This window comes from Rhizobium sp. SJZ105, assembly GCF_007828365.1.
In the GTDB taxonomy this organism is placed as follows: Bacteria; Pseudomonadota; Alphaproteobacteria; order Rhizobiales; family Rhizobiaceae; genus Agrobacterium; species Agrobacterium tumefaciens.
Window position 1 is genome coordinate 1,659,691 of record NZ_VIUP01000001.1, and the last position, 17,380, is coordinate 1,677,070.

Consider the following 17,380-nt stretch of genomic DNA (forward strand, 5'->3'; position numbering starts at 1 on the left):
CAGAGTTGGCGCAATAAAAAACCGCCTGCCGGAAGGCAGGCGGTTTTGTCATATTATCTAACCCATTACGGCTGCGTCTGCGTGCCGCCGGTATTCGGGCTTGCCGGTGCTGCATTGTTGGCAGGCGGTGTTGCCGGGACAGTCGGAGTCACGGGCGCCGGTGCCTGTTGCGTTGCCGCAGGCGGCATGGTCGAGGATGTCGTGGCCGGATCAGTGTTCAGGCCGCTCATCTGCGACCAGGCGAAAACGCCCACCAATGCGACAACGAGAATCGCCAGCCATGGCATCCAGGACGGAGACTTGCGGGCAAGCGGTTCATTGCTGATATTCAGTTCCGGACGAAGATCGCGGTCCGGGCGCGGATTGTTTGGATCGAATGTCATGGTATTTCCTCCTCTTCATTCTGAGAAGAAAACGGCGTTCACGGGATTTTGTTCCGATTCTCCTCGGCCAGCACAATTGGGCGACAATTACGCGCTCTGCCTGAGGGCATCTGCCAGCACCGCCATGACCTGAGGAGCGGCCATTTGCGACACATTGAAACGCATGAAAGCGGATGCGTTCTGCGCGGAGCTGAAAACATTGCCGGGTGCCAGCACCACCTGTTGCGCCAGTGCCCGACGTGCAACATCGGCGGCGTCGACCCCCTCCGGCAGGCGGCACCATAAGAACATGCCCGCCTGCGGTTCGATCCACGGCACACATCCAAGCGCTTTCAAACGCGCCGCCGCCTCAGGCACCGCCGCCGCGAGACGCTGTCGAAGAGCCTCGACATGCTTGCGATAACTACCGTCAGTCAAAAGCGACAGGATCAATGCAGCCGAAAAATTTGCTCCACCAAAAGCAGTGGCAATCTTGAGATCGGTCAGGGCTTCCACCCATGCCGGAGGCGCTGCGATGAAACCGCACCGCACGGAAGCAGACAGGGTTTTAGAAAAACTGCCGATCTGGACGACCCGGTTCAGACCATCGAAAGCAGCCAGCCGTGGTGCCGCCTGCGTTTCAAAATCGGCAAAAATATCATCCTCGATGATGGTGAGGCCCGCCTGTTCGGCCAGCATCAGCAGGCGATGGGCGGAAACGGCGGAAAGCCTTGCGCCTGTCGGATTATGGATCGCGGAATTAGTGATATAAAGGCGCGGCTGATGCTCTTTCAGTGCCTGCTCGAAAAGCGGCAGATCCGGTCCAGCCGGCGTATAGGGCACACCAACGATTTTCACCCGATGCGCCCGCAAGAGAGCGCGGAAGTTAAAATAGCAGGGATCATCGACAATCACCGTATCCCCTGGCTGCAGTAGGAAACGACACAGGAGATCGATCGCCTGCGTGCCGGAATCGGTGAGCATGATCTGGCTGGCGCCCGCCTGTACGCCATGTTCGGCAAGTCTGCGGGACAAAAGCTGGCGTAGCGGCAACAGCCCCATTGGGCTCGCATAATCCGTCAGCAAGGAAGCATCCGCACGGGCAAGCGCCCTCACCGCCCGCCTTAGCGCTTGCTCCGGCATCCATGACGCTGGAAGCCAGCCGCAGCCGGGCTTGGCAAGCGCCGCCCCCTCGTCCAGCGCCTGGCGCGACACCCAGAGCGGATCCACCGCCCTGTCCAGCCGAGGCTCGATATCGGCCAGAGACAGGGGCGCGAGCGGACCCGCCACATAAAATCCCGAACCCGGTCGTGAGCTTATAGTGCCATCGGCAACCAGCCGGTCATAGGCCTCGACGACGGTTGAAGTGGAGACCTGCATGGCCTTCGCAAGCGCTCGAACGGATGGCAACCTGGCGCCGGGAACGAGGCTTCGCGAAGCGATGCGTTGCCGCATGCTGGCCATCACCTGTTCTATGCGCGTTCCCGTCGCGAGGTGTCCGTCCACATTTCTCTCCAACCGTACCACCCAAACAACCATAACAGTTTCTTGAAATTGTATATGACTGTCGCTGTTTTCACCAGCCGTTCCGGATCAAGTAAGGGAAATTGCAGGAGACGGTCATGGACAAGACGACAAGCGGTTGGCTAAGCGGCCTTATCGGCGTGGTGATATTCAGCGGCTCGCTGCCCGCCACGCGGGTTGCGGTAACGGGTTTCGATCCAGTGTTCCTGACCCTCGCCCGCGCCAGCATAGCCGGCCTTCTGGCGCTCGCTTTGCTTTTTGTGTTCCGGCAAAAACGCCCGGCGCGCGATGATATGGCATCCCTTTTCATCGTGTCCTTCGGCGTGGTGGTTGGCTTCCCGCTGTTGACTGCCCTCGCCTTGCGGCACATTACCTCGGCCCACTCCATCGTCTTTGTCGGGCTTTTGCCGCTCGCTACCGCGGTTTTTGCCGTGCTGCGTGGGGGAGAACGCCCGCGGCCCGCCTTCTGGTTCTTTTCCTGCCTGGGCAGCGTTCTCGTTGCCGGCTTTTCATTGTCGAATTCGCTGGCCTCCGGGCTCGGAGCATCACTTGCCGGCGATCTCTTGATGCTGGGCGCGATTATCGTCTGTGGGCTGGGATATGCCGAGGGTGCTGCCCTTTCCCGCAAACTGGGGGGCTGGCAGGTCATCTCATGGGCATTGGTCCTCTCCCTGCCTCTGATGCTGCCGCTTGCCTTCTTCACAGGGCCGCAAACCCTCGCAGGCATCGACCCGCAGGCCTGGGGCGGCCTTGCCTATGTCTCGCTGTTCAGCATGCTGATCGGCTTCATCTTCTGGTATCGCGGGCTGGCGCTTGGCGGAATTGCCGCGGTGGGCCAGCTGCAATTGCTGCAGCCGTTCTTTGGGCTGGTGCTTGCAGCAACCCTGCTTCACGAGGAGGTCAGCCCTGCGATGATCGCCATCACGCTCGTGGTGGTGCTCTGCGTTGCCGGCGCGCGAAAATTTTCGCGCTGACGCCCGCCCCGTCAACTCGAGCGGCGGTCTACCCAGCGATGCCAGGCATCCTCGCTGCCGTTGAAGACATTGAGATCGATACGTCCATCGACACCATGCGACAGGCCGGAGCCGGAATATTGCCAGAACAACCACTTGCGGCCGGGATAGACCACGGACGGATGCTGGGCAACGGCGCGCAGCCAGAAGGGATAGTCCTGGAACTCGCCGGTCAGATTGTCCTTATAAAAATCGGGCGCCGTATAGATAATCGGACGCTGGCCGTAATGGCGCTCCAGCTTGTCCATGAACACGCGCATCTTTTCGAGAATACGCTCACGGGAATGGCGCATCTTGCAGCTCGATTCGCCGTTATATTCCACGTCGATCACCGGCGGCAGCGCATCCGGATCGCGCGGTACGTTGCGAATGAACCAATCCGCCTGCTCGCCGGCCGACCGGCACCAGTAGAAGAAGTGGTAGGCGCCACGACGGATGCCCGCTTCCTTTGCACGCTGCCAGTTGGTGCGGAACATCGGGTCAAGATGATCGCCGCCATCCGTCGCCTTGATGAAGGCGAAGTTGGCACCGCGTGTGCGCAGCTGCGGCCAGTCTATATTGGCCTGCCAGCGCGAGACATCCACCCCGTGGACCTGAAAATGGCGCGGCTGAACCCTGCCGAAATTGATCGGTTTGGCATCGCTGAAGCTGGAGCGGAAAATGCGCGAACGGATCTGCGCACCGGCACTGGCCGCCGGGGCTGCAGCCATGGCCAATTGTACCGGACGCTCCATCGGACGCTCTGCCGGTCGTACCATTCCAGCCTGTGACGGTGAGGGCAAACGGGTTTCAAGCGCGTTCTGCGGCACGGGCGCTCGTGGGGTGACGGCTGAAAAGGCCTTTGGCTCTTCGGGCACCGGCCCGCCCCATGCCAGAACTTCCTGTCGCGGCTGGGCCGTGATGGGTTGGCTGCCCACGCTTGCCTGCGGCACCGGCGCGGATGGCGTAACCGAGCTCGTGGTTTCCTTCGACGGCAGGCCGGCCATCAGGCTTTCAGGCCCGGAACTGGACGTACAGCCACCAAGCAGAAGGCAACCGAAGAGAAGTGCTGGCACAGCCGATGAACGCATGAGAACCCGTACGCAAAACAATCCAGGGGCACTCTGACGCCGCCCGGGAACCTCGAAATACAATTGCTAACGGAAGATTATCAAAAAAGACTGAATCTTATCTTTACGCCGACACCTTCCAACGCGCCCGTCATTTCTGGCAGGAGAATGCCTCGAGGTTTCGCGAAACGGAGAGCTTCAGGCGGTCATCGTGCTCAGATCGACCGTATCGGCGCCGGGGGAATTTTTCTTGATCGATTCGATGGCGTGGATGGCCGATGCCTTGGCCTTGTATCCTTCGGACGAAAACATCGTTTCCCCGTTGGATGCTTTGAAGCGGAAGCGATATTCCCCGGCCCTGTCCTGATAGATTTCGAATTTATACATAATCTTGGTGCCTCCTTGGCAAACGTCGGTGAAACACACTCAATTCTGAGCGGCCTTGGCCATATTCGCAACCGATAATTGCCAGATCACACAAGCCGTACCCAGGCACGGGCAATTTCCAGACCGGTCGCATCGGCCACATCTGCACGCCCGCCACGGTGATCGCGGTAATTGTTCATCCAGCCGGGCGCCATTTTTTCTACGGAAGCCGGGAACGCCTCACACCATCCTTCGACCACAGCCGTGGATGCCTCAAAATGAAATTGCGTGCCATAGGCAGCGCGGCCAACGCGAAAAGCCTGATTTCGCGTTGCACCATTGGTCGCAAGTCTCGTCGCCGCGGGAGGAAGCGTGAATGTGTCGCAATGCCACTGAAAAATGGGAAATGTCTTGTCGAGTCCCGCCAATAGCGGATCGGACATGCCCTCTTCCGTGAGGGATACGTCTTCCCAGCCGAATTCGGGCGGGCCGGCCAGAATATTCTCTCCGCCATAGGCGCGCGCCAGCAACTGGCTGCCGAGACAGACGCCCATCACGGCCTTGTCCGCATCGCCAAACGCTTTCATCAAAAGTGCGAGGTCTGGAAGATAGGGATAAAGCACGTCGTCAAGAGCGTTCTGCTCCCCGCCCAAAACGACGAGCGCATCGTGTGCAGCTGCATCGAGAGGAAGAGGCTCACCCGCATAGGCGCGGATGACATGCACGTCAGCCCCTGCCTCTTCCAGAGCGATGCCGATCTGTCCATGCGGCGTGCCCGCCATGTTTTCGATAATTGCAACGCGCATGGGGCCTCTTGCCGACAACGGGGAATTCGATCGGCCGGTATCGCCGATCGAATTCAGCTTCACCACGAGAAAAACGGATTTTCAAGAGGCGCAATATCGTCAGCAAGGCAATAACCGGACAAGCCGGCCTTGGGCATCTTAAAATTCCCGCGACAGCTTCGCGTCGACGGAATGCCGGTTGCCGCCGCGGACAGCGAAGAACAGGAAAATGACTGCCCAGAGAACTGATTTTTCCGCGCCACCCAGACCTTCCGCCTTTACGATACCGTGAAAATAGACCGTTACTAGAAGCACGATCATTGCGGCAAAGGATGCCGGCCGCGTGAACAGCCCAATGGCCACGAGAATTCCACCGAAAAATTCGGTGGCGGCCAGGAGAGGTGACCAGAATACACCCGGATAAAAGCCGAGGCTCTCCACCATGCCGACAGCCCCGAACGGATTGGCGATCTTGCCGAAGCCGTGGGTGACAAGAAGAAGCCCGGCCACGACGCGCAGAACGGTCTCCACCAGATCATGTGTCGAATTATAAAGAGGTGCGACCGCCGGAACGAAAAGACGCTGACGATTATTGTCGAACTGGGCCATGGGATCTCCGCGTTTTAGCCTTCGATGGCTTATCTGTTCGCAAAGCAGCATGATAAGAACAAGCATGCCGCAGGTAAAAACATGAGTATTATAGTTGACATTATCGTGAGCATTATTGTCACCGGGCGCTGAAGGAGACGTGATCATGGCCGAGACCAAGCCCCGCATAACCATCCGCTACTGCACACAATGCAACTGGCTGCTTCGTGCGGGATGGATGGCGCAGGAGATTTTGCAAACCTTCGCTTCTGATATCGGCGAAGTCAGCCTCATTCCCTCAACGGGTGGCCTGTTCGAGATCACCGTAGATGGTGAAACCATATGGGAGCGTAAGCGCGATGGCGGTTTCCCCGGTCCAAAAGAGCTCAAACAGAGAATCCGCGATGTCATCGACCCGGAACGTGACCTCGGTCATGTCGACAGGACGAAGCATGAAGGGCTCGACAATTGACGCGGCAACATGTTTCAACAGCGTCTAACCAAGTTTTTTCCCTTTAAAATCAATGATCGTCATAAAAGTTCAAAAAGTCTGTTGACACCGGGCGGCTGCCCTCGTACATCGCTCTCCGTCGCCCAGATGGCGGAATTGGTAGACGCGCCAGCTTCAGGTGCTGGTACTCGCAAGGGTGTGGAGGTTCGAGTCCTCTTCTGGGCACCATTCCATTTTTGATCTTAGCCAGATCAAACACTTAGACGAAAAAACAGCAACATTCAGTCCTCCTGCAAAACGCAGGGGAACATGTTGCGGTTTTTCGTTTTGCTGGCGATCAACCCCGCTTTTTCCCATAAAAATACTGCCCAGGACGAGCGCTAAGCCTTTGTCACTTTGACAAAATGCCAGCCATTCCCGCGCGCGGAATTCCGATATATTCAGACCTGGTATTGGGTTGCAGTTCGCTTAAGGCTGGGCGTCTTTGTCGCCACTGTTTTGCGAATGCTGTTCGCAATTCGGCGTACAGGAAAGCACGGTCCGTTCCGTTTGTCGAAAAACGCGAACCGTATTGCCCTCATCGATGGAGACGAGAATGCGCTCATCGACGATTGGATTGCCCTCGGCATCGAGAAGAACAAGATTCGTCGTGCCGAAACTGCGCCCGGTCAGCACGATCGTGGTGGCATCGGCAACCGTCGCATCGGCGACTTTCGAGTTGCCGACAATAACCTTGCTCACGGGGCGGTCGAGGCGAAGGACACGGGCGTGGTTCATCGAAACGCGCAATATGTCTTCCTGAGCAAAAACAGGCTGTAACGAACCCGATACGATGACGGACAAGCCGACCACGATTTTCGCCAGTTTTCCGGATGACACGCGTTTCGCCCCTGCTCACTACCCGCACTTACTGTGCAGCAGAATGCGGGTTTTTAGTGAATGAAGCGTTAAATGATAGGGGCCCCTAATGTGAACGGTAACCATGCCTGACATGGCAATATTTTCGAGGCTCTCGCTGTCCCGCACCAAAACTGAACATCTATGTCTCACCGGACGGACACTTTGCCGGAAATAAGAAACTGACAGTCTCTGGAATATATTTGTTTATCAGCAACTATAAAAATAGAGGCAATACTTTTTTGTTTTGTTTACCAAGAGAAACTCATCCTGTCGTTTACTTTGGATTAATCCTCTTCTTTAAGCGCTTGGAAATCGCTCACCTGTAATTTGAACGCAACCGAACAACGGAAAACAGTTGTCGGCGTGCTGAACACAACACAAGAGTTAGGAGAGACCCATGACCAAGATTTTCGCTCGCTTCCTGAAAGATGAGTCCGGCGCAACGGCAATTGAATACGGCCTGATTGCTGCGCTTATTTCTGTTGCCATCATCGGCGGCGCCACGACGGTGGGCACGAAGCTCAATACCGTGTTCTCCAACCTTGGCACCAGAATTGGCAACAATACACCTTCCGCCACGAACTAAGCCTAGACGCGTGTAAATTAGATGTAAGTACGCCGCCAATAAGGCGGCGTACTTTTATTACAAAACTTACGGTCTTGAACAGAAATGCCTTGGGAGGCGACCATGGTAATAGCTGCAATTTTCCTGATCGTACCCCTTTGTCTCGCCTTTGCCGCTCTCAACGATCTTTTCAGTATGACTATCCCCAACAGGATACCGCTTCTACTGCTCCTATCCTTTGCTGTGGTTGCCCCCTTTTCCGGCATGGACTGGCAGACTTATGTAATGAGCCTTGTTGCGGGTATTGTTGTATTGTTTGCTTGCTTTGCGCTATTCGCTACCAATGTCATGGGTGGAGGAGACGCAAAGTTATTGACTGCTGCAGCGGTCTGGTACGGCTTTAACATCTCCCTTATAGAATTTCTACTTTCGGTCACCTTCATCGGCGGCGTTTTGACGCTTGGAATCCTGCTTTTGCGATCGCGATCGCAGGAAATCATGGCGGCCGGCATTCCCATTCCGGATTCCCTGCTGGTTGCGAAGAAAATCCCCTATGGCATAGGCATCGCCATTGCCGGGCTTTTGACCTATGGCGAAACACCAATTGTGAAAGCCGCCATCGCAAGTCTTTCCTGAGAAATCTGCGTTCACTGCAGGTTAAAGGCCTGTTAACCAGAAATCCAAGCATAATATTAACCATAATTATACCAATGACGGGCCATCCTGACGGGAGAAGAATCTGATTCCCTCAAGGATCGAGCATGAAACCGTCGCGTATCGTCATTCTGTCCGTTGCCCTCGTCGCCGCCGGTCTTGCCGGCATCGTTGCCATGCAGATTTCCGGCGCGAAGCAGGTCATCGAAAAAGCGGAAACGATCATAGAGAAGGAACCGACGGTTAACGTTCTCGTTTCCTCGGTCAACCTACCCGTCGGCAGCCGCCTGAACGATAGTTCGGTACACTGGACGCCCTGGCCCACTGGTAACGTCATCGACAGCTTCATAACGGAAGCGAAAAACCCGAACGCCATAACCGAACTATCCGGCGCTGTCGTGCGGCTGCCTTTGTTTCAGGGCGAGCCTGTACGGCCTGAAAAAGTGGTCGATTCCAGCACCCGCATCATGTCCTCGCTTTTGCCGGCCGGCAAACGCGCCGTCGCCACGGAAATTTCCGTCTCGACAGGTGCTGGCGGTTTCGTGCTGCCGAATGACCGGGTCGATGTCATCATGGTCCGCAAGGGCGATTCAGGTCATTTTTTAACTGAAAATGTTTTGAACAATGTCCGTGTTCTGGCGATCGACCAGCAGATCAAGGAAGGCGAGGACGGCACCTCAGCCGTCGTGGGTGCAACCGCAACGCTCGAACTCACACCCGAACAGGCCAAAATCATCACCGTGGCGCAACAGATGGCGGATCGCCTTACGCTTGCTTTGCGCTCGGTCGCCGATGCGCAGGAAAACGACACGCTTTCAGCAGGTTACCTTCTCAACGGCGGCTCCGGGCAGCCGGAGATTCAGGTGATCAAATCCGGTTCGATCGTCAAAGCCGGACAGGGAGCATCGCAATGACCGGGGGTTCCATGGCAAAGCGCATTAAACAACACCTGCATTCCTCAATGGCGGGCAGCCTTGCATTTTGCCTGGCTTTTTCAGGTATTCCGGGTCAGCACTCACCCGCGTTTTTGCGTATCAGCGAAGCCGAGGCTCAAAGCGCGAGCATCGTGCGGATCACCGAAAGCGGTAGTGGCATTCGCAAGCGCCTGAAGCTCGGTCTCAACAAGGCACTGGTCATCGATCTGCCGGAGGATGCCCATGATATTCTCGTCGCCGATCCGAGCCTTGCCGATGCCGTAACCCGTACGTCCAAGCGCATCTATCTGTTCGGAAAAACGGTGGGCCAGACCAATATCTTCATTTTCGGAGATGGCGGGCGCGAAATCGTCAGTCTTGATCTTGAGGTTGAGCGCGATATCTCCGGGCTTGAAGCCAATATCCGTCGTTTCATTCCCGAATCGGACATCAAAGTAGAGATCGTTTCGGACAACATCGTTCTCACGGGATCAGTGCGCACACCTCAGGATTCGGCACGCGCTGTCCAGCTTGCCGAAGCATTCCTGAAAGGCGGCGAAGCCACTACCCGCAACATATCGCTGACGGGCGGCAATAACGGCGGTGACGCTGCGATTTTTGCCGAAAACCGCCAGACATCGCAGATCGTCAATATGCTGACGATTGAGGGCGAAGATCAGGTGACGCTGAAAGTCACCGTAGCTGAAGTTAGCCGGCAGGTGCTGAAACAGCTTGGCTTCAATGGTTCCATCAGCAGCTCGACAAGCAATAACGGTTTCGAATTTTCAAATCCGTCCAATCTCGGAAATGCAATTAGCGGTGCGTCGCGAATAGCCAGTGGCGCGATTGGCTCCGGCTCGCTCAACTTTGCTTCCTATCTCAACGCCATGGAACAGGCGGGTGTCGTGCGCACTCTGGCCGAACCAAGTCTTACCGCCATCTCCGGCGAACAGGCCAAGTTCTACGTGGGGGGCGATTTCCGTCTGCCTGCAGAGCAGGAAGTTACCATCGACAAGGAAACGGGCCAGCCAACCATAACGCGTACCACCAACACGGTCGACTACGGCATCACGTTGAACTTCAGGCCCGTCGTGCTTTCACCGGGACGGATCAGCCTTAAAATCGAGACCAATGTTTCCGAGCCGACATATGAAGGCAACGTTGTAACCGGAAATGCGGGCCGCACCATCCCAGGTTCTACCTACATGTCGATCCGCAAACGCGAGACATCGACAACAGTCGAACTTCCGTCCGGCGGCTCGATTGTGATCGCAGGTCTGGTCCAAGACAATATTCGCCAGGCCATGTCAGGACTTCCCGGCATTTCCAAAGTCCCGATCTTCGGCACGCTTTTCCGCAGCAAGGATTTCATCCGCAACGAGACGGAGCTTGTCATCATAGCAACGCCCTATCTGGTACGTCCTGTTGCGCGCAACCAGATCGCCCGGCCGGATGACAACTTCAACCCGGAAAACGATGCGGCCATGTATTTCATGAACCGTGTCAACAAGGTCTATGGCCGCAAGGACCAGGTTCAGGCGGCTCCCTATCAGGGATCAGTGGGGTTCATCTACAAATGACGACACGCGCACGAAATCCCTTTTTCACAGCAAGCCCGGTCCGGGCAGGAAACGCCATGCAGGAAAACCCTTCCTCCTTTTCCTCAAGCCTGCCGGGCAGACGGGCAGGTCTCGTCGCCATGGTGGCGCTTGCCGCCGGCCTGTTGCAGGGTTGCGCACGCGACCCGATGACGACCAACGCCATTCCCGACGACTACCGCACGCGCCATCCGATCACCCTCTCGGAAGCCGAGCATTCGCTGGATATTCCGGTTTCCGCAGGCGATAGCCGGCTGACCACGGCAATGGCAGATAATGTCCGTGGTTTCGCCCAGAATTACGCCTCGATGTCGACCGGTATCGTCAATATCCAGATGCCGTCGGGATCAGCCAACTCGGCAGCGGCTTCAAAAATGGCGAGACAAATCCGCTCCGCGCTTTCCGGCGCTGGTGTGCCTTCTGGCAAGATCATGGAAACACGTTACGCTGCATCCCCGAATGGCGACGCCGCCCCCATTCGACTGAGCTATGTGGCCGTTACCGCCATGACCGGGCAATGCGGCCAATGGCCCGAAGACCTTTCCGACAATACCTTTGCCAACAAGAACTGGTACAATTTCGGATGTGCCTCCCAGAGCAATCTCGCGGCACAGGTTGCCAACCCCATGGATCTGGTTGGCCCGCGTGGCATGAGTCCGATCGACGCGGAGCGCCGAGCGGTGGTGATTGACGCCTATCGCAGCGGCAAAAACACGGCGACGCCAAATTGACGCGGTTCCAACAATTGTCAGGGCAGGAAAGACAATGAGCGCTGTAGAATACGATATCAAGTCAAGCGGCGACGCGGAAGCCGAACAGCCGGCGCCGCGTGCCTCGGATATGGATCGCCTGCGGCCCCTGCCCCGCATATCCGTCCATGCCTTCTGCGTCAGCGAAAACATGCAGCGCGTGATGGATGCCTTGTCCAGTGACAGGCGGATGAGCAAGGTCACCCTGCGGGTAACCAAGGGCGACATCAACGCGGCGGCGACGATGTTTTCCGCCTCACCAACGCCCAACCTCATCGTTCTCGAAACAGCAAGCTCACCGTCTTCTCTGCTGGATGATCTCGCTCCTCTGGCGGAGGTCTGCGACCCCACCACCCGTGTCATCATCGTTGGCCGGCACAACGACATAACGCTTTATCGCGATCTCATCCGTAACGGCATTTCCGAATATCTCGTCGCACCGATCAACATGGCCGATCTATTGGCCTCGATCGCGACGATCTTCGTTGATCCGGAAGCGGAGCCGCTCGGTCGCAACATAGCATTTATCGGCGCCAAAGGCGGGGTGGGCTCGTCGACGATCGCGCATAATTGCGCCTTCGGCATCTCCACCCTCTTCTCCACCGAAACCATTCTGGCGGATATGGATCTTGCCTATGGCACGGCCAACATCGATTTCGATCAGGATCCCGCTCAGGGCATGGCGGAAGCGGTGTTTTCGCCGGAGCGGCTGGACGAGGTGTTCCTCGACCGTCTGCTGACGAAATGTTCCGACCACCTCTCACTTTTGGCCGCACCCTCTCTCCTCGACAGGACCTATGATTTCGATCGTCAGGCGTTTCTGCCGATTCTTGAGGTCCTGCAGCGCAGTGCGCCCGTCGCCGTTCTAGACCTTCCCCATCAATGGTGTGACTGGACGCGGGCGGTGCTTGCGGAAGCCGACGAGGTGGTCATTACGGCGGTTCCGGATCTCGCAAACCTGCGCAATACGAAGAACCTGTTCGACGCGCTGATAAAACTGAGACCCAACGACAAGTTACCGCATCTCGTTCTCAATCAGGTCGGCATGCCGAAACGCCCGGAGATCGCCCCTGCGGATTTTCTCGACCCACTGGAAATCGAGCCGGTCGCCATCATTCCGTTCGACGCCCAGCTGTTCGGAAATGCCGCCAACAGCGGTCGCATGATCAGCGAGATGGACGAAAAATCCCAGATCGCGGAAACGTTCTCGCAAATTGCCCATACCATTACAGGCCGTACCATTCTGCGCAAAAACAAGCGCGGCGGTCTGGACAAGCTCAAGAATATTCTCAAGCGCAAATAGGCTCCCTTTCTGGGCCTTTAGACGGAAACGCCGATGTTCGGAAAACGCGGGCCAGAAGGCCCAGCCAGAACCATAAAGCCGGATTTTGTCGCGCCTGCCATACAGCAGGTGAAGGCAACACCTGAGCCGCGATCTCTGGCGATCGACACTTTGGAGCCCGGCCAATCGCCTGCAACGCGGCAGGCACAATCTCCCATGCAATCGCCGCAGAAAAAGCGTGCCCGCACGGAAGATTATTACAATACCAAAGGCCAGGTCTTTTCCGCGCTCATCGATACGATCGACCTTTCGCAGCTCGCCAAGCTCGACGCGGAGAGCGCACGCGAGGAAATCCGTGATATCGTCAACGATATCATAACGATCAAGAATTTCGCCATGTCCATCGCCGAGCAGGAAGAGCTGCTCGAAGACATTTGCAACGACGTTCTTGGTTATGGGCCGCTGGAGCCGCTTCTCGCACGCGATGATATTGCCGATATCATGGTCAACGGTTCCGGCCAGACCTTCATCGAAGTCGGCGGCAAGACCATCGAATCCGACATACGGTTCCGTGACAATGGTCAATTGCTTTCCATCTGCCAGCGCATCGTCAGCCAGGTCGGCCGACGCGTGGACGAATCGAGCCCGATATGCGACGCCCGCTTACCCGATGGATCGCGTGTCAACGTCATCGCACCACCGCTCGCCATCGATGGTCCGGCGCTTACGATCCGAAAATTCAAGAAGGACAAGCTCACGCTAGACCAGCTGGTGCGTTTCGGCGCGATCACGCCTGAAGGCGCGACCCTGCTCAAGATCATCGGCCGCGTCCGCTGCAATGTCGTCATCTCTGGTGGTACCGGCTCGGGCAAGACCACGCTTCTCAATTGCCTGACGAGCTTCATCGACAAGGATGAACGCGTCATCACCTGTGAGGACACCGCCGAACTGCAACTGCAGCAACCGCATGTGGTGAGGCTGGAAACGCGCCCGCCGAATATCGAAGGTGAAGGCGAGATCACCATGCGTGATCTGATCAAGAACTGCCTTCGTATGCGGCCTGAACGTATCATCGTCGGCGAAGTGCGTGGACCGGAGGTTTTCGACCTTCTTCAGGCGATGAACACCGGCCATGACGGATCGATGGGAACGCTCCACGCCAATACGCCGCGGGAATGCCTCAGCCGTATCGAATCGATGATCGCCATGGGCGGGTTTACCCTGCCGGCAAAGACGGTACGCGAAATCATCTCGGGCTCTATCGATATCGTCATTCAGGCCCAGCGCCTTCGCGACGGCTCGCGCCGGATAACGCAGATCACCGAAGTGATCGGCATGGAAGGCGACGTCATCGTGACCCAGGATCTGATGCGATACGAAATTGACGGCGAAGACGCGCATGGCAAGCTGATCGGCAAGCATGTCTCCACGGGCATCAGCAAACCTCATTTCTGGGATCGCGCGCGCTACTATGGCGAGGAAAAACGCCTGGCCACCGCGCTCGACGAGATGGAAAAGACATCCTAGAGCAAGTCTTGTTTAAACGGAATCGTCTGACGTGCTCTAACTCTTTGTTTCTACGCATTTTCCGGACGGAAAACCACTACGCAATTTTACTGGAAATGCTCTAAGGAAGGCGACTGCCATGGACCCCACAATCCTGTTACTGGCCGCACTTGTCGCTATTTCGGCAGGGGCGCTTGCTTATGCCTTCCTCTTCCAGCAGATCGAGGTCGAGAAAAAGACCACCAGTCGCGTCAAGCGGGTCAAGGCCGCCGAAACGGATCACGCAAACATCAAGGCCGCGCGGGACCGGGTCCAGGAACTTGGCAAACGCCGCAAGTCCATGCAGGACAGCCTGCGGGAAATGGAAAAGAAACAAAGCGAAAAGGCAAAGAAAGCAAAGAATGTCGGTTTGCGCGAAAAGCTGGTTCAGGCGGGACTGCAACTTTCTGTCCGGCAGTTCCACCTTCTGAGCGCAGGCGCGGCTGCTTTCTCCGTCGTCATTGCGCTTCTTTATGGCCTGTCGTTGCTTATCGCTCTGCTCATAGGAGCCGTTGTGGCCCTGGGACTGCCGCGATGGGTATTGGGATTTATACTCAAGCGCCGGCAGAAAAAATTCCTCGAGGAATTCCCAAATGCGCTGGATGTCATGTGCCGGTCGATCAAATCCGGATTGCCGCTCAACGACGCCGTGCGACTGATCGCGTCGGACGGACAGGAACCGGTGAAGACGGAGTTCCAGCGCGTCGTCGATGCGCAGCAGGTCGGCATCGGCATTCCGCAGGGGATCGAGCGCATGATGCTGACCGTGCCGCTTTTCGAAGTGAGCTTCTTCAGCACCGTCATCAACATTCAGGCGCAGGCGGGCGGCAATCTCTCGGAGGCTCTTTCCAACCTTTCGAAAGTTCTGCGTGAACGCAGGAAAATGCGTGCCAAAGTCAACGCGTTATCGATGGAGGCGAAGGCCTCTGCAGTTATTATTGGCGCGCTCCCTTTCATCGTCATGCTGCTGGTGCACTTCACCTCGCCCGACTATCTGTCGGTGCTCTTCACCGACATGCGTGGGCACATCATTCTGGGGGTGTCGGGATTATGGATGCTGATCGGGATTTTCATCATGCGCCAAATGATCAATTTCGACATATGAGGGCACGACCATGACAGGAAGCCTCTTTTCCAGCCTGACGGACCCGCAAACGATCATTGCCATTCTCGTCACCCTTGCGGTTTTCGCAACCCTCTATACGCTCATCATGCCGCTCTTTGAGCGAAAAGACTTCGCCAAGCGCATGAAAGCCGTGTCATCGGAGCGCGATCTCATTCGCAGCCGCGAGCGTGAGCGCCTGGCCGCCGCCACCAGGGACGGGAAGGCCTCCCTGCGTGGCAATAATAATAAATCGGCGCGCCGCATCGTCGAAAAATTCAACCTTCAGGAAGCGCTTGCCGACAAGAACACGATGAACAAGCTGCGCGCTGCGGGTTTTCGTTCACAGAATGCGCTCAACACATTTCTTGCCGCCCGGTTCGTGCTGCCATTCGTTTTTCTAGCCCTGGCCTTTACCTGGGTTTTCGTTCTCGGAAACCTCGCCGATAAGGCTTTCGTCGTCCGGCTGATGGCAGTGCTCATTTTCGGCTATCTGGGTTTTTACGCACCCAATATTTATGTTTCGAACGCTATGAACAAGCGGCAGGCCTCGATCAGGCGCGCTTGGCCGGATGCGCTGGATCTGATGCTGATCTGCATCGAATCCGGTGTGTCCATGGAGGCCGCCATGCGTCGTGTTGCGGAAGAAATGGGTGAGCAGTCGCCCGAACTGGCGGAGGAAATGATGCTGACGACAGCGGAGCTTTCCTTCCTTCAGGACCGGCGCATCGCACTTGAGAATTTTGGCATGCGCACGCAGCTGGACGGCGTCAAAAGCGTGGTGCAAGCGCTTATCCAGGCGGAACGATACGGCACGCCATTGGCTCAGGCGTTGCGCGTTCTGGCCCAGGAAGGCCGCGACGAGCGGATGAACGAAGCCGAAAAGAAGGCCGCCGCCCTGCCGCCAAAGCTGACCGTGCCGATGATCATATTTTTCCTGCCGGTGCTCATCGCAGTCATTCTCGGACCAGCCGGCATTCGCGTCGCCGATACGTTCTGACACGCTAAACGCGCCCGCACTGTAGACGGTAGCGCGTTGAGGCGGAGCTGTGAATATTATCTGCGATCTGGCATTGATGGACGTGCCTGAACCCGCATCAGCCTGCTGGCTTGTTGTCCTTCTTCGCCAGTTGCTGCCAGGAATTCTGCTGCGACAGCATTGCACGCAGATAACCGAGATTTGCCTGCGCCTGCTGTGGCGAAAGTTCCTGAACCGCGATGCGCTCAGCCTCGGCAAACCGTCCCTGAAGACCCACCACGAGCGCGAGGTTCTGGCGAACGCGGCTGTCGGCGCCCGGCTGGGTGATGGCCGATTGCAGATATGTCTCGGCGGTACGGGGATCGCTCGACAGGACATAGGACATGCCAAGGTTCGAGAGCACACTTGGATCGTTCGGTTTGAGATCGAGTGCCTGCCTGTATTTGGTGCGGGCCTCGTTCGACCTGCCAAGCTGGTCGAGCACGGCACCTTCGGCAGAATACAGCCGCCAGTCTGGACGATCAGGCGTCTGTGCTCTCTGGATGGTTGAAAGGGCCTGTTCGAGCTGGCCTGAGGCTGCCTGCGCCTTGCCATAGGCGGCAAGCACCTCGCGGTCGGCCGGATTGGCGATGGCGATCTGCTGCATGACCGCGAGCGCCTGCGTGTTCTTGCCGGTCATCATCAGCACGTTGGCATAATTCATGCCGACTGACCTGTCCTTGGGGCTGCGTTCATAGGCCTTGCCGGCCGTCTCTTCCGCCTGCCGGAGCTGGTCCATGTTCATGTGGTCATAGGAGCGTGTGGTCGCAGGAATGGAGCCGGTGGACATGCGATCCGGCTTGTTGGTATTCGCGCATCCGGAAACGGCGAAAACCAGCGCTGCGAGACATGCTCCCCGCAGTAAGCCTGTCCGACCTGTCTCGCTCAAAGAAAAAGCAGTCATGGCAGTGCTCC

19 protein-coding genes and 1 tRNA gene are annotated in these 17,380 nt (G+C 57.1%); 12 read left to right on the forward strand and 8 right to left on the reverse strand.

The annotated features are described in order from the left end of the window. Positions 1-65: 65 nt before the first annotated feature. Positions 66-383, reverse strand: coding sequence for a hypothetical protein (locus FB593_RS08415; RefSeq protein ID WP_145166461.1), 318 nt, complete (start codon positions 381-383; stop codon positions 66-68). Between the two features lie 87 nt (positions 384-470). Continuing rightward, complete coding sequence (locus FB593_RS08420; RefSeq protein WP_162697973.1) at positions 471-1,868, reverse strand: PLP-dependent aminotransferase family protein; 1,398 nt, start codon at positions 1,866-1,868, stop codon at positions 471-473. A 116-nt stretch (positions 1,869-1,984) separates the two neighbouring features. Here FB593_RS08420 and FB593_RS08425 point away from each other — a divergent pair, with 116 nt between their 5' ends. After that, on the forward strand, positions 1,985-2,860 hold the full coding sequence (locus FB593_RS08425; protein WP_003514586.1) for a DMT family transporter: 876 nt from the start codon (positions 1,985-1,987) through the stop codon (positions 2,858-2,860). An 11-nt stretch (positions 2,861-2,871) separates the two neighbouring features. Here FB593_RS08425 and FB593_RS08430 read toward each other — a convergent pair whose 3' ends face one another. From FB593_RS08430 to FB593_RS08445, 4 genes are all read right to left on the reverse strand, one after another. Further along, positions 2,872-3,969, reverse strand: a complete 1,098-nt coding sequence (locus tag FB593_RS08430; RefSeq protein WP_013635302.1) for a GH25 family lysozyme — start codon at positions 3,967-3,969, stop codon at positions 2,872-2,874. Between the two features lie 177 nt (positions 3,970-4,146). Then, positions 4,147-4,335, reverse strand: a complete 189-nt coding sequence (locus FB593_RS08435; protein WP_003514584.1) for a YegP family protein — start codon at positions 4,333-4,335, stop codon at positions 4,147-4,149. Positions 4,336-4,421: 86 nt separating this feature from the next. Beyond that, positions 4,422-5,120, reverse strand: a complete 699-nt coding sequence (locus tag FB593_RS08440; RefSeq protein WP_162697974.1) for a type 1 glutamine amidotransferase — start codon at positions 5,118-5,120, stop codon at positions 4,422-4,424. Between the two features lie 138 nt (positions 5,121-5,258). Next, a complete protein-coding gene (locus tag FB593_RS08445; protein WP_112291007.1) occupies positions 5,259-5,708 on the reverse strand; it encodes a DoxX family protein in 450 nt (149 codons plus the stop codon). Between the two features lie 145 nt (positions 5,709-5,853). Between FB593_RS08445 and FB593_RS08450 the strand changes: the two genes are divergently transcribed. Both FB593_RS08450 and FB593_RS08455 read left to right on the forward strand, forming a co-directional pair. After that, complete coding sequence (locus tag FB593_RS08450; protein ID WP_003514570.1) at positions 5,854-6,159, forward strand: SelT/SelW/SelH family protein; 306 nt, start codon at positions 5,854-5,856, stop codon at positions 6,157-6,159. Positions 6,160-6,279: 120 nt separating this feature from the next. Beyond that, positions 6,280-6,366: transfer RNA gene (locus tag FB593_RS08455), tRNA-Leu, on the forward strand. Positions 6,367-6,606: 240 nt separating this feature from the next. On the opposite strand, the gene FB593_RS08460 is transcribed toward FB593_RS08455, so the two are convergent. Further along, complete coding sequence (locus FB593_RS08460; protein ID WP_112291122.1) at positions 6,607-6,990, reverse strand: pilus assembly protein N-terminal domain-containing protein; 384 nt, start codon at positions 6,988-6,990, stop codon at positions 6,607-6,609. Between the two features lie 445 nt (positions 6,991-7,435). Here FB593_RS08460 and FB593_RS08470 point away from each other — a divergent pair, with 445 nt between their 5' ends. The 9 genes from FB593_RS08470 to FB593_RS08510 all read left to right on the forward strand — a co-directional run bounded on the left by FB593_RS08470 (position 7,436) and on the right by FB593_RS08510 (position 16,447). Next, a complete protein-coding gene (locus FB593_RS08470) occupies positions 7,436-7,624 on the forward strand; it encodes a Flp family type IVb pilin (RefSeq protein ID WP_019564496.1) in 189 nt (62 codons plus the stop codon). A gap of 102 nt (positions 7,625-7,726) precedes the next feature. Next, a complete protein-coding gene (locus FB593_RS08475; RefSeq protein ID WP_026330662.1) occupies positions 7,727-8,239 on the forward strand; it encodes a prepilin peptidase in 513 nt (170 codons plus the stop codon). 125 nt (positions 8,240-8,364) lie between these two features. Then, positions 8,365-9,171 (forward strand): Flp pilus assembly protein CpaB, encoded by an 807-nt coding sequence (gene cpaB / locus FB593_RS08480; protein WP_003514566.1) that lies wholly within the window; start codon positions 8,365-8,367, stop codon positions 9,169-9,171. Next, complete coding sequence (locus FB593_RS08485; protein ID WP_112291010.1) at positions 9,168-10,751, forward strand: type II and III secretion system protein family protein; 1,584 nt, start codon at positions 9,168-9,170, stop codon at positions 10,749-10,751. Before cpaB ends, FB593_RS08485 begins: the two co-directional genes overlap by 4 nt. Before the next feature lie 56 nt (positions 10,752-10,807). Then, the gene (locus FB593_RS08490; RefSeq protein WP_003514564.1) at positions 10,808-11,500 is read left to right on the forward strand and encodes a CpaD family pilus assembly protein; all 693 of its coding nucleotides are present in this window, start codon (positions 10,808-10,810) and stop codon (positions 11,498-11,500) included. A gap of 34 nt (positions 11,501-11,534) precedes the next feature. After that, positions 11,535-12,821, forward strand: a complete 1,287-nt coding sequence (locus tag FB593_RS08495) for an AAA family ATPase (RefSeq protein ID WP_065688423.1) — start codon at positions 11,535-11,537, stop codon at positions 12,819-12,821. Between the two features lie 33 nt (positions 12,822-12,854). Next, positions 12,855-14,327: a CpaF family protein gene (locus FB593_RS08500; RefSeq protein ID WP_003514561.1), complete on the forward strand. Its 1,473-nt coding sequence runs from the start codon at positions 12,855-12,857 to the stop codon at positions 14,325-14,327. A 118-nt stretch (positions 14,328-14,445) separates the two neighbouring features. Continuing rightward, a complete protein-coding gene (locus FB593_RS08505; protein ID WP_013635295.1) occupies positions 14,446-15,450 on the forward strand; it encodes a type II secretion system F family protein in 1,005 nt (334 codons plus the stop codon). Between the two features lie 10 nt (positions 15,451-15,460). Then, complete coding sequence (locus FB593_RS08510; protein WP_013635294.1) at positions 15,461-16,447, forward strand: type II secretion system F family protein; 987 nt, start codon at positions 15,461-15,463, stop codon at positions 16,445-16,447. A gap of 97 nt (positions 16,448-16,544) precedes the next feature. Here FB593_RS08510 and FB593_RS08515 read toward each other — a convergent pair whose 3' ends face one another. After that, positions 16,545-17,369 (reverse strand): tetratricopeptide repeat protein, encoded by an 825-nt coding sequence (locus FB593_RS08515; protein ID WP_145166462.1) that lies wholly within the window; start codon positions 17,367-17,369, stop codon positions 16,545-16,547. Positions 17,370-17,380: the final 11 nt, after the last annotated feature.